The organism is Caproicibacterium argilliputei, from assembly GCF_029211325.2.
GTDB lineage: Bacteria > Bacillota > Clostridia > Oscillospirales > Acutalibacteraceae > Caproicibacterium > Caproicibacterium argilliputei.
The window spans coordinates 1262151-1274383 of record NZ_CP135996.1; the positions used below are offsets into that span (position 1 = coordinate 1262151).

Sequence of the window (12233 nt, forward strand, 5' to 3'; positions counted from 1 at the left end):
ACTTACAGAAACCGCTGTAAGAAATGCGGAGATGTTATGAAAAGGAGATTACAGCGAATGCAATTAGAATTCCACCAGCCTGCCGCGTTTTGGCAGGAGAGTTTCCCCATCGGAAACGGCCGCTTGGGCGCCATGCTTTACGGTGACCCGCAGACGGAGCGCCTGCACATCAATGAAGATACTCTTTGGTCCGGTTATCCTGCGGCAGAGAAGCAGGGTCTGACGCCGCAGACCGTTGCGAAGGCGCGGGCGTGCGCCGAAAAGCGCCAGTATGCGCAGACTTCCCGCTTGCTGGAAGAAGCGATGACTGCAGATGAAGACGTGCAGATGTATGAGCCGTTCGGAGATTTGGTTTTCACTTTTGCCGGAGAGCGAGAAGTGACTGCGTACTGCCGTACTCTGGATTTGGAGAACGCTGTGGCAACGGTAAAATACCGGAATCACGGCAAGCAGTATCAGCACATAGCTTTCTGCAGCGCACCCGCGCAGGGCATTGTTTATCAAATTACAGCAGAAGAATCCTTTACTGTCAGAATCAGTGGAGAAAATGGATTTCTAAATCAATTCCGGTACCGGGAAGACGGTTTCCGTCTGTATGGGCAGTGCCCGGGGCGCAGTGGATTTACGAAATGCGGTCCCAAGGAGCATCTCGCCTTTTCCGATGACCAGGCACAGCAGGGGATGCGGTACGAAGGCTGGGGCAAAGTGCGCGTCAGCGGGGGAGAAACCGCTGCGGATGAAACCGGTTTGACTTGCCGGAACGTTCGGCAGGTAACGCTGTTTTTCTGCGCGCGTTCCAGCTTTAACGGGTATGACCGCCACCCGATTTTGGAGGGTAAAGACCCGGAAACAGAACTGCAGCAGGATTTTGCCCGTTTTACCGCATTCGATGAAATGCTTGCGGCGCATGAGCACGACTACCGCGCCCTGTTTGAACGGGTGCGGTTCCGCTTGCCGGAAAGCGGTCGTGAACAGATGGACCTGCAGGAGCGTCTCAGACGGTTTGAAGCAGGCGAGGAAGACTTGCCGCTGTATGCACTGCTGTTTGATTATGGCCGTTATCTGCTGATTTCCTCCTCACGTCCGGGTACGCAGCCAGCCAATCTGCAGGGCATCTGGAATCCGGAAAAAGTGCCGCCATGGTTCAGTGATTACACGGTAAATATCAATGCGGAAATGAATTACTGGATGACCGGCCCATGCAGCCTGCCGGAACTGAACGAACCGCTTGCCCGCATGAATGCGGAACTGCTGGAAACCGGCAGGGAAAGCGCCCACCGGTGCTTTGGCTGTGCCGGCTCCGCCTGTTTCCACAACGTGGATATTTGGCGCAAGGCAACCCCGGCGGCGGGCTGTATGCAGTGGGCATTCTGGCCGTTTGGCGCATCTTGGATGTGCCGGAATCTGTTTGACGAATACCTGTTTGACCGGAATACAGACTACCTGCGCGAGATTTTCCCGATTCTGCAGGAAAATGTGCGCTTCTGTAAAGGAATGCTTACCAAAACGGAGCAAGGGTATGCGGTGAGTCCGGCGGTTTCTCCAGAAAATGTTTTTGTGTTTGACGGGCAGCAGATTGGTACGGCTGCTTACACGGAAAATACGCTGGCCATTGTCCGCAACCTGTTCCGGGATTATTTGGATGCCTGTAAGGAACTGCAGCAGGAAGATGACCTTGCGCAGGAAGTGCGTGCGCTTCTGCCACAGATGGTTCCGACTGCCGTGGGCAGCAAAGGACAGGTTTTGGAGTGGAACGAAGAGTTTCAGGAAACGGATCCGCATCACCGGCATTTGTCCCATTTGTATGAGCTGCACCCGGGGCGCGGCATTTCCCGCCAAACACCGGAGCTGTACCGCGCAGCAAAAGAAAGCCTGCTGCAGCGCGGCGACGCGGGCACCGGCTGGAGCCTTGCGTGGAAACTGCTGATGTGGGCACGGCTGGAGGACGGCAGCCATGTGGAAAGCATTCTGCGGAATCTGTTTCATCTGGTGGCACCGAACGCGGAGCTGTCGGTCAATCGCGGTGGCCTGTATGCCAACCTACTGTGCGCGCACCCGCCGTTCCAGATTGACGGCAACTTCGGCTACACGGCGGCTGTGGCAGAAATGCTGGTACAAAGCCATGCGGGAGAGCTGGTTCTGCTGCCGGCACTGCCGCCGTCGTGGCACAGTGGCAGCATTTCCGGGCTGACTGCACGCGGAAACATCCGTGTCGATATCGCATGGTCTGCACAGACCATGCGATATACGCTGTGCAGCCCGCTGGCACAGACGGTGCAGCTGCGCGTTAAGCAGGGGAGTACGGTTTCCATTGCACTGCAGCCGAATGTACCACAGAGCGGCGAAGTTTGCTTTTTGAAACCATCTGTTTGAACTGTGCCGGAACATTCCGCAGTTGCTTTACACATTGAAGAATAAATTTATTAAATATTCACAAAAAGCAAAATGGTTTTGACGAATGCATTCCCGACAGTCACAAATACTGGAAAAAGTCTTTACAAATGATATTTGGGTTGATATTATAAGTTGTAGTAGCATTTTCATCAAATTTTTCTGCTGCAAAAGCAGGCGAAAGACAATTTGTACAGGGAAGGACTTTTCGCATGGTCGGTCGGTGCATCTTTCGGGCATAAAAGGCAGCTTCACGACTCCTGAGTGAGCAAGCGGGCAAAACCAAACTGCAAATTTTATAATTCTGACAAATTGGGTGGTCATGAAGTGAAACTTCGGCGGTTGTATGCAGACCGCTGCGGTGGGCTTGTGACCACCCTTTTCCATGCGCTGTTCTGCCGGAGAAAGCCCTGCAAACGAGGTGGTGTTGTTTCAGTCAAGTGGTGACCGCTGCAAACCAGCGGTCGGGCACTCCCTGCAGCTCTGCGCGGTGTGTTTCTAAAGTACGAAAATAAACTGTAAAGGAATCCTGCATATGCAACTTGTTGCTTCTTTACTGATCTTTGTCGTGGTTATGGCATTGGTCATGAGTGAAAAGGTGAACCGAACCATCGCGGCAATGGCCGGTGCCTCACTCATTTTAATTCTGAACATCATGTCCTTTGACGATGCGCTGGGGTACATAGACTTTAACACGCTCGGCGTTCTGGTGGGAATGATGATCATTGTCGGCATTATCAAACACACAGGCGTGTTTGAGTATCTTTCGATCTTGTCGGCAAAAAAGGCGAAAGGCGACCCCTGGAAAATTATTTTAAGCTTAAGTATCATTACGGCGCTGGTTTCCAGCATTCTGGATAATGTGACTACCGTGCTGCTGATTGTACCAATGACATTCGTCATTACCGATACGCTCGGCATTTCGCCGCTGCCGTTTTTGATTCCGGAAATTTTTGCTTCTAACATGGGCGGTACGGCAACGTTGATCGGCGACCCGCCGAATATTATGATTGGCAACGCGGCCGGCTTGGGTTTCACGGATTTTTTGGTTAACCTCGGGCCGATCGTTGTCATTGCTTTTGCGGCGGTGCTTTTCGTTATGCACCTGATGTTTCGCAAGCAACTGGCAGTCAGCGAAGAAAAAAAAGCAGAGATCATGCAGTTTGATGAAAAGAAGGCGCTGAAAAACGTGCCGCTGCTCAAAAAATGCGTGGTAGTTCTGGTTTTGGTCATCGCAGGATTTTTCCTGCATGACCAGCTGAATTACCCCTCTGCAGTTATCGCTCTGACCGGCGCTGCGCTGCTGATGCTGCTCAGCCGCGGTGACATTGACGAAGTGTTTTCTAATGTGGAGTGGCCGACGCTCTTTTTCTTCGGCGGTCTGTTTATTCTGGTAGGTGCGCTGCAGAAAGTCGGCGTCATTGATTATCTTGCAAAGCTCATTGTCAGCCTGACACACAACAACCTGCTGCTGACCGGCGTGGTACTGATTTGGTTCTCTGCCATTGCGTCCGCTTTTTTGGACAACATCCCGTTTGTTGCAACACTGATTCCGCTGATTAAGGCGCTTGGTGCGGGCGGCATGAGCATCACACCGCTTTGGTGGGCCATTTCGCTGGGTGCCTGTCTGGGCGGCAACGGAACCCTGATTGGCGCTTCTGCCAATGTGGTAGTGGCAGGACTTGCGGAGAAGCACGGCTATAAGCTAACGTTCCAAACCTACTTCAAGTACGGCTTCCCGCTGATGCTGCTTTCCATTGTGCTGAGCACGATTTATCTGGTCGTATTCTATTTCCTCTGAGTTGTTTTGGGCTTCCGTACGCAGGCTGTGTCTGTATGCGGAAGCTTTTTTGCTGCCTGTCAGAAAATATCCGAAAAAATTTTAAAAATCTGAAAAAAAGGCTTTACAAAAGCTGTGGAGTGTGGTACAGTATAGTCACGGAACAAGAATGATAATTGTTATTGATTTATTTCCCGCATCTTTACACCTTCCGCCATATATGCTACAATATTTTAGAAAAAATAATCGTTCTTGATTTAACTTGGAGTATTGCCATTATGGAAAAAAAGCAGAATTTCAGCCGTAAACGCGAAGCAATCCTGGAGGCCCTGCGGGAAACAAAGTCGCATCCCACAGCAGAGTGGATCTATCAGCAGTTAAAACCTTCTTTTCCGGATTTGAGTTTGGGTACCGTTTACCGCAACCTCAGCCGTTTTAAAGAGGACGGCACCGTGGTCAGCGTCGGTGTGGTGGATGGTCAGGAACGCTACGATGCCGATGTCACGCCGCATTCCCACTTTGTTTGTGAAAGCTGCGGTGCGGTGTTGGATGTCGATGATGAATTTGTAGACCCGGAGTCAGACCGTGAGGTTTCCCGTATTCTGGGCGTGCAGGTTCTCAGCCATCAGGTGATTTTCCGCGGATACTGCGGCGCCTGCATGGAGAAGTTACAAGCAGAAAAGGGGCAGTAACCCTTTCTGATAAATGAAAATTTAATTATCACTGGAGGTAATTCAAATGAAAAAATGGGTTTGTTCCGTATGTGGCTATGTGTATGAGGGTGAAACACCGCCGGAGTCCTGCCCGCAGTGTCATGCACCTGCTTCTAAGTTCAAGGAGCAGGTAGCATCTGCAGGCTTTGCCTGTGAGCATGAAGTCGGCGTTGCACAGGGCTGCGACCCGGAAGTTTACCAGGGCCTGAAGGATAACTTTACAGGCGAGTGCTCTGAAGTTGGTATGTACCTTGCTATGAGCCGTCAGGCAGAGCGCGAGGGCTATCCGGAAATTGCAGAAGCTTACAAGCGCTATGCATTTGAAGAGGCGGAGCACGCTTCCAAATTTGCGGAGATGCTCGGCGAAGTTTTGACTAAGAGCACCAAGAAAAATCTTGAGATGCGTGCGGAAGCAGAGGCAGGTGCCTGTGCGGGCAAGCTGGAGCTCGCAAAGAAGGCCAAAGCGCTGAACTACGACGCAATCCATGACACTGTGCATGAGATGGCAAAAGACGAAGCGCGCCACGGTGCTGGCTTCAAGGGCTTGCTCAAACGCTACTTCGGCGAATAATTTAAAAAATGGAATCTGCCCTGTCTGCAGCTTATCTGCTGGCAGGGCAGATTTTTCGTGCGGAAAAGAAGTTTGCATTTTGTGCGCGGATTGTTTACAATAAGACTGCAAAAGGAGGGAACGGTATGCCCAAAACTTACACACTTGCGGTCATTGGCGGCGGCGCTTCCGGCTTGCTGGGGGCAGTGCGCGCGGCACAGCTGTTGGGCGGCAAGCAGGTCATCCTGCTGGAAGCGGCGCCGCGGGTGGGCAAAAAGCTGCTTGCAACTGGAAACGGACGTTGCAATCTGACAAACCTACGCGTGGATGTCTGCCATTACCATGGGGATACGGTACGTGCGCAGAAACTTTTGACGGCTTTCCCGCCGCAACGGATTCTGGCGTATTTTCAGCAGCTTGGCCTGCTGTGCAGAGAACAGTCCGAGGGGCGGGTGTATCCCTACAGTATGCAGTCAGCTACGGTGCTGAACGTTCTGCGCGGTCAATTAAGCTGCTTAGGCGTGGCAGAGCAGTGCGGCTTTGCTGTCCAGACGATACAAAGAAGACATGGCGACTATCGGGTGCAGGCAAAAACGGGCGAATGCGTTTTGGCAAAATACCTGCTGCTGTCCACGGGCGGCTTGGCGCAGGCAGGTGCGGAAAACGGCTACTCGCTGCTGGAACAGCTGCATCACAGCACAACACCGCTGAAACCTGCGCTGGCACCGGTGCGTGTGCGGGAAGTCCGGCTGGTCCGCAGCCTGAAAGGCGTGCGCACACAAGCGGCGGTTACCCTGAGCCATGGCGGAAAGGTACTGCGGCAAACAAAAGGGGAAGTGCAGTTTACGGAACATGGCCTTTCTGGTATCTGCATTTTCGAGCTTTCCAGAGATGCATTGCCCGGTGATGTGATTTCTTTGGACTTGGTGCCCGAATATTCCCTGCCGCAGCTGCAGAAACTCACCGGCGGCAGGCTGGATGGTGTCCTGCATAAGGCATTGGCACAGGTCTGTCCGTTTGAGCAGTGCAAGCATTTCTGCTTTACGGTTGAGCAGGCAGAAGATTTCCGCCATGCGCAGGTGACAGCAGGCGGTGTGCCATTGGAACAGTTGGACAATACCTGCCAGAGCCTTTTTTCACCGGGCGTTTGGCTGACAGGCGAACTTTTAAATGTGGACGGCGACTGCGGCGGCTTCAACCTGCATTGGGCTTGGAGTACGGCTCTTTGTGCTGCACAGGCGATTTTTGAGGAGGCACATCCATAACCATGATTTATCAGATTTCCGAGATTTCGCTCGGGCTGCACAGCCCTGAGACGGAGCTGACCGCGCGTGCGGCGAAGCGGCTGCATCTGCGTGAAGCGGATATTGCCTCCTGCAAGCTGTCCCGACGTTCGATTGATGCGCGTAAAAAAGAGAATGTTCATTTTACCTGTACGGTAGAGGTGACGCTGCGCCCGGGCATTCAGGTGCGCAGGCACGTGCTGGAGAGGGATCGTAAAATCCGCGCGGCGGCAATCTATCGGTACCAGCTGCCGCAAAGCGTACTGTTGCCAGTACGACCGGTGGTCGCGGGCTTTGGACCGGCAGGTTTGTTTGCCGCACTTACCCTCGCGCAGGCGGGGCAGAGACCGATTGTGCTGGAACGCGGCGCGCCGGTGGAGGAACGCCAGCGGGATGTGCAGCATTTCTGGCAGAGCGGCGTGCTTGACCCTGCGTCCAATGTGCAGTTCGGAGAGGGCGGCGCCGGTACATTTTCGGACGGTAAGCTGACCACCGGTACCAAAGATTCACGGATTCGACACGTGCTGGAGTCCTTTGTGCAGGCAGGCGCACCAGCGTGTATTCTGTGGGAGGCAAAGCCGCACATTGGTACGGACAAGCTGCCGAATGTGGTGAAAACGCTGCGGGAAACCATTCTTTCGCTAGGCGGGGAAATCCACTTTCACTCGACACTGCAAAATCTCGCCTTAAAAAACGGCAGGTTGCACGCTGTAACCGTCCGGGAATCGGATGGCGGGCAGTATCAGCTGCCCTGTCAGAACTTGATTTTGGCGGTTGGGCACAGCGCGCGGGACACTTTTCCCATGCTTTTGGAAAATCAACTGACGCTGCAGCAAAAGCCGTTCGCAGTCGGCGTGCGCATCGAGCACCTGCAGCAAGAAATGGACCGTGCACAGTATGGAACAGCTGCGGGGGATCCCGCACTGGGAGCCTCCAGCTACAAATTAGCCGCGCATTTGGAAAACGGCAGGGGCGTGTATACCTTCTGTATGTGTCCGGGCGGAACCGTCGTAGCAGCAGCCAGTGAGGAAAACCGCTTGGTGACAAACGGTATGAGCGTATTTGCACGGGACGGTGCAAATGCAAATGCGGCTCTGCTGGTGGGTCTTTCTCCGGCGGACTTTGGCAGTACCGACCCGCTGGCGGGTATTGCGCTGCAGCGCGCATTGGAAAGCAGTGCCTACCGGGAAGGCGGCGGCGCGTACCTTGCGCCGGTGCAGCGTCTCGGCGACTTTCTGGATGGGCGTGCAAGTACCGGCTGCGGACGTGTTCGGTCGACTTACAGCCGCGGCGTGCGGTATACCGACCTGCACCGCTGCTTGCCGCGCTTTATGACGGACGCACTGGAGCAGGGCAGTCGGCTGATGGCACACCGCCTGCGTGGATTTGACGATCCGGACGCCCTGCTGACAGCAGTGGAAAGCCGCTCCTCCTCGCCAGTGCGCATTGTGCGTACGCAGGAGTTGACAGCGCCCGGAGCAGAGGGACTGTATCCCTGCGGAGAAGGGGCCGGTTACGCTGGAGGAATTGTTTCCGCGGCGGTGGATGGAATTCGCTGTGCCGAAGCAATCTTAATGAAATCGTTTGAAAAGGCATGACGGAAAACCGCGTAAAAGAATTTTTGAAAAATCGAAAAAAAGGGTTGACATTTCCCGAAAGTCTGATATAATAATACACGTTGCTTCACTTAATACATCGAGTCGGGCAGCGAATATTGCGGAATTGTGTAAAGGTAGCACGACAGACTCTGACTCTGTTTGTGAGGGTTCGAATCCTTCTTCCGCAGCCAAATGTTAGAGGCCCTGGTTCGGGGCTTTCTTTTACGAGGTGTGGCTCAGCTTGGTAGAGCGCTACGTTCGGGACGTAGAAGTCGCTGGTTCAAATCCAGTCACCTCGACCAATAAAAAATCGCATTAGATAGCCGCTTGCTGGCTGTCTGATGCGATTTTTTTATGCCTTAACATCTGCAAAACACAGCTAAAAATAGCAAAAAATACGAAACATGTGGCTCTTATGTGGCACCTTGACTCATGATATCTACGCGGATCTCACTTCCCGTCTTTTTTCTCCGAAATGTATTGACTCAGCTGATCCATACTATGACGCTTATAAACCTTGTCTAAGTGTGTATAAATCTCTAATGTGGTTGTAATATCTGCGTGCCCCAGCTGGTCACGGGCAGTGAGAACATCTACACCGGCAAGATATAATAATGTCGCAAATGTGTGCCGCAACCAGTGCGCCGTAATTGGTGGAATCATTGGTGGAACGCCATGAGGATTATGAACGGACACCGGTTTTTCAAAATCAATCTCTGGATGAGTCTCTTTGTACTGCGCAAAATCTCCGTATTTTAAATTGAGCACATTCCAATAGGCGTTCCACATACGGTTCCAACCACTCTCCGAAAGCATGGTGTCTCTTGCTGATCTGACAACGATGGTATTCTCCGTCTTGGAAGTAATGGCATCCTTTTTTCGTTCAAATGCCAAAAAGTCGGCTAACTGCTGCGGAATATCGACAATGCGGATACTCGCTTCTGTTTTCGCCTCGCCTTCTTTTAAAACGGATTTTCCATTGATGATTTCTACGGATTTGTTTACGTTGATGGTTTTGGCTTGCAGGTCAATGTCAGACCAGAGGAGGGGAATTAATTCTCCTCTGCGCAAGCCACCGTACATCATGATCATTGCACCTCTCTGAGCCCTGTGCGGCGTGTTTACTATCCACTGCTGTTCTTCTTCAGTAAGCGCTCTTCTCTCGCCCTGCGGAGCCTTACGGGGGATTCTGACGGCAATGGCAGGATTGTACTCAATGGTACGCTGTTCAATGGCAAGTTGAAATATTTGTTTGGCTGCACTTTTAACGTCAATAAGCGTCTTTTTGGCCGTTGGCTTGCCAGTGCGCGGGTTGCGCTCTGCCAAATCATTAATAATATCCTGAATATCGCCTGTTGAAACTTTGGTTATGCCCATATACCAAAGTTGTTCCATCTTTTTGACTGCATAAGAATAAACATCGTATCGGCCGGCAGAAACGTCACCTTTTTTGAGAGCTAACCAGCGGTTGGCCCATTGCTTAAAGGTGTCTCTGTCAGCTGCAACATTAATGCCTTTTCGACGGGCGATTTTGATTTGCAAGGCTTTTTCAGCAGCTTCTTCAGCGGTCTTGCCGGTTACGCTTTTGTACATTGGTTTACCATTGGGACCTTTGCCAAGATAAACACGTTTTCGCACAGGCTTTGTTTGCTTATTATTTTTGGTCATCCAAGTATCTCCTTAAAAGCAGGCATAAAAATGCCCGGACTGTTGATTACAGGCCGGGCTTGGAGTACAATTTTTATTGATTCTTATGTACTGGTCTGCCCGGCCAGTGTTTCCATCCTATCTTGTTACAGCAAGGTAGGACGGTCTTTTACTTTACTGAATATCGATATATTGTGCGTTCAAGGCAGGAATGGTGACGGAGGCACCTAATGTACTTGTGTATGTTTCTAGGCCGTCTAATGTACCATACATTGTTATGATATCGTCTTCTAAAATTCTCGGGGAGGAGGATTCTGGATAAGAATACCTGACGTAAACAGTGTTTGACCACAAACCATATTCGTCCTCTGTCACATTGACACGCAACGCAGTGCCAGATAGATCCTCTATGACCTGAGCAACCTGGCCTGTGAACTTTGCTTTTTTCCCAATAAAATTGTCTGGTTGGCGTGCAATCGATTTGTAGTCAAATGCTGCACAGCCTTTTTTGAAAGAAGCTGTGGCTTGCTGTTTCTTTTCCTGCTCATCAATTTGTTTTAATGCAGTTTCGGCTTGCGTTAGTGTATCGTAATTGCTAACTTGGGATTGTGCTGTTTTCGACAGTAAATTGAATTGAGATCGTATGCTTTTAACTTTATTGCGGCAATCTTTCGTTACTTTTCCTATAGAATCGATTTCCTTAATGACGGGTTCAGCAGTGGCAGTAGCTAGTTCTGAGAGTTTTAATTGTGCAAAGTCAAGTTCGTTTTTCTCTTTAACTAATCCTTTTGCATAGTTATTTAACTGTAGATAACTGTCATATGCAATTTCAACTAAATCTTCGTGCTCCAGAGAAACTGCGCCTATATTCTTGATCTGTTGGTCAACCGTTGCGGCCTTTTTCTTGGCTAACTCTTTGTCGACAATTGTCAGAGATATTTCGTTTGACGTTTTTTGCTCTCCGTTTGATGCAGTATAGGTGATTTTGACTTTTGTATCACCTTCAGCAGCAGGAGATACAATTAAGTTTCCAGAGTATGTATTAAAAGAAACAGTGGCAACTGACGGATTACTACTGATACATTCAAATGATTTACTTGAAAATTTATCCGGATGGGCATTGATCGAAATTGGTGCATCATTTTTCAAATCAATGATGTTATTGCCATTGAGAATGGTTATGGAATCTGGATTTTGTCGGGATAATGACGTAGAGCAGAATAGGGCAATGAAGAGGATAGATACGAAAGAAACTACTGCAATAAAAGCGATTTTACGTGGTCTTGGATTTTTTAACCTATTCCGCTTCGTTGAGTTCGTATCCGGCGCGGCGTGATTCGATGTTGTGTCTTTAAATACTGGAGTTAGATCTTTTTTGCCCATTTGTGTTTTAAACATATGACCACATTGCGCACATGTTTTTGCCGCATTTTCGTTTTGAAAATTACAATAAGGACATATTTTCATAATGATACATTCCCCCCTCTTCTTGACATTATCAGCCAATATAATATAATAGATTTGGGAGAACACATAGATAAATCCCATGGCCGAACCTGCTCAGTGTACCAGCACTGGACAGGTTCATTTGCGTTTATGGAAGAGAATGAAGAATATTACGCAGTTGATTTCCAAAATCTTCTGATTCGTGTATAATGTGCGCATACACGCGTGTTGCATTTTAATAATTAGGTAGGTGGTTTCGATTGTTACAAGATGAAAATTCAAAATGGCAAGACGCGGTAAAAGAACTGATGCTGATTGTAGATGATATGTCCGAATCTGAACAGCAGAAAATCATTCGTTACGCTGAGTCTTTACAAACTTCGCAAAATCCTGAATCTTCTTTATCTCCTCAGAAGAGAAGTCTTTAACCACATTAAGTAACTCCTGTTGCGCAGGTGAGAGAGTCTGCCCTTTTAGGGCAGACTCATTTCTTTTGTTGGAAATGCCAAGAAGGTAGTCAGAAGAAACATCAAAAATGGCTGTAAGCTTTCGAATTGTCTGATCGGATAAAGCAACCCGACCGGTTTCGTATTTTGAAATAGCTGAGTTTTGTACTTGGAGCATATTGGCAAGCTCTTTCTGGCTAATGCCTTTTTCTTGACGTAATTCGCGTACTCGGTTCAAGACAATCCCCCCTTTATACAATTATATATTATCCAAATAGGAAAGTCACGGTAGTGTCTTAATCAGATTTTTTTTTTCGAAAAAGCTATTGACAGTTTCCAAATAAGACACTATAATAAAGTTGCCGGTTTGGAAACTAGG

Annotated in this window: 9 protein-coding genes and 2 tRNA genes; 8 read left to right on the top strand and 3 right to left on the bottom strand. The window is 49.9% G+C overall.

The features are described 5' to 3' along the window. The first annotated feature begins 57 nt into the window (after positions 1-57). The 8 genes from PXC00_RS06020 (at position 58) to PXC00_RS06055 (ending at position 8617) form a co-directional block, all read left to right on the top strand. Positions 58-2373 carry a glycoside hydrolase family 95 protein gene (locus tag PXC00_RS06020; RefSeq protein WP_275845819.1) on the top strand — a complete coding sequence of 772 codons (2316 nt, stop codon included), beginning with the start codon at positions 58-60 and terminating at the stop codon, positions 2371-2373. 553 nt (positions 2374-2926) lie between these two features. Continuing rightward, on the top strand, positions 2927-4192 hold the full coding sequence (locus PXC00_RS06025) for an ArsB/NhaD family transporter (protein WP_275845820.1): 1266 nt from the start codon (positions 2927-2929) through the stop codon (positions 4190-4192). A 257-nt stretch (positions 4193-4449) separates the two neighbouring features. Further along, positions 4450-4863 (top strand): Fur family transcriptional regulator, encoded by a 414-nt coding sequence (locus PXC00_RS06030; protein WP_275845821.1) that lies wholly within the window; start codon positions 4450-4452, stop codon positions 4861-4863. Between the two features lie 46 nt (positions 4864-4909). After that, positions 4910-5455 carry an NADH peroxidase gene (locus PXC00_RS06035; protein WP_275845822.1) on the top strand — a complete coding sequence of 182 codons (546 nt, stop codon included), beginning with the start codon at positions 4910-4912 and terminating at the stop codon, positions 5453-5455. A gap of 125 nt (positions 5456-5580) precedes the next feature. After that, positions 5581-6699, top strand: a complete 1119-nt coding sequence (locus PXC00_RS06040) for an aminoacetone oxidase family FAD-binding enzyme (RefSeq protein ID WP_275845823.1) — start codon at positions 5581-5583, stop codon at positions 6697-6699. 5 nt (positions 6700-6704) lie between these two features. Then, positions 6705-8315, top strand: coding sequence for an NAD(P)/FAD-dependent oxidoreductase (locus tag PXC00_RS06045; RefSeq protein WP_456064459.1), 1611 nt, complete (start codon positions 6705-6707; stop codon positions 8313-8315). Positions 8316-8432: 117 nt separating this feature from the next. Then, positions 8433-8506 (top strand) — tRNA-Gln (locus tag PXC00_RS06050). A 34-nt stretch (positions 8507-8540) separates the two neighbouring features. Beyond that, positions 8541-8617, top strand: a tRNA-Pro gene (locus tag PXC00_RS06055). A 148-nt stretch (positions 8618-8765) separates the two neighbouring features. On the opposite strand, the gene PXC00_RS06060 is transcribed toward PXC00_RS06055, so the two are convergent. The 3 genes from PXC00_RS06060 to PXC00_RS06070 all read right to left on the bottom strand — a co-directional run bounded on the left by PXC00_RS06060 (position 8766) and on the right by PXC00_RS06070 (position 12092). Continuing rightward, positions 8766-9983 (bottom strand): tyrosine-type recombinase/integrase, encoded by a 1218-nt coding sequence (locus PXC00_RS06060; RefSeq protein ID WP_275845825.1) that lies wholly within the window; start codon positions 9981-9983, stop codon positions 8766-8768. A gap of 153 nt (positions 9984-10136) precedes the next feature. After that, entirely contained in the window at positions 10137-11510 is a 1374-nt protein-coding gene (locus PXC00_RS06065) for a hypothetical protein (RefSeq protein ID WP_275845826.1), read from the bottom strand. A 249-nt stretch (positions 11511-11759) separates the two neighbouring features. Continuing rightward, entirely contained in the window at positions 11760-12092 is a 333-nt protein-coding gene (locus tag PXC00_RS06070; RefSeq protein ID WP_275845827.1) for a helix-turn-helix domain-containing protein, read from the bottom strand. Positions 12093-12233: the final 141 nt, after the last annotated feature.

Excerpts from the sequence above, each read along its gene's own strand:
- PXC00_RS06020 (WP_275845819.1), top strand. The coding sequence starts at position 58 with ATGCAATTAGAATTCCACCAGCCTGCCGCGTTTTGGCAGGAGAGTTTC.
- PXC00_RS06025 (WP_275845820.1), top strand. The coding sequence starts at position 2,927 with ATGCAACTTGTTGCTTCTTTACTGATCTTTGTCGTGGTTATGGCATTG.
- PXC00_RS06030 (WP_275845821.1), top strand. The coding sequence starts at position 4,450 with ATGGAAAAAAAGCAGAATTTCAGCCGTAAACGCGAAGCAATCCTGGAG.
- PXC00_RS06035 (WP_275845822.1), top strand. The coding sequence starts at position 4,910 with ATGAAAAAATGGGTTTGTTCCGTATGTGGCTATGTGTATGAGGGTGAA.
- PXC00_RS06040 (WP_275845823.1), top strand. The coding sequence starts at position 5,581 with ATGCCCAAAACTTACACACTTGCGGTCATTGGCGGCGGCGCTTCCGGC.
- PXC00_RS06060 (WP_275845825.1), bottom strand. The coding sequence starts at position 9,983 with ATGACCAAAAATAATAAGCAAACAAAGCCTGTGCGAAAACGTGTTTAT.
- PXC00_RS06065 (WP_275845826.1), bottom strand. The coding sequence starts at position 11,510 with ATGGGATTTATCTATGTGTTCTCCCAAATCTATTATATTATATTGGCT.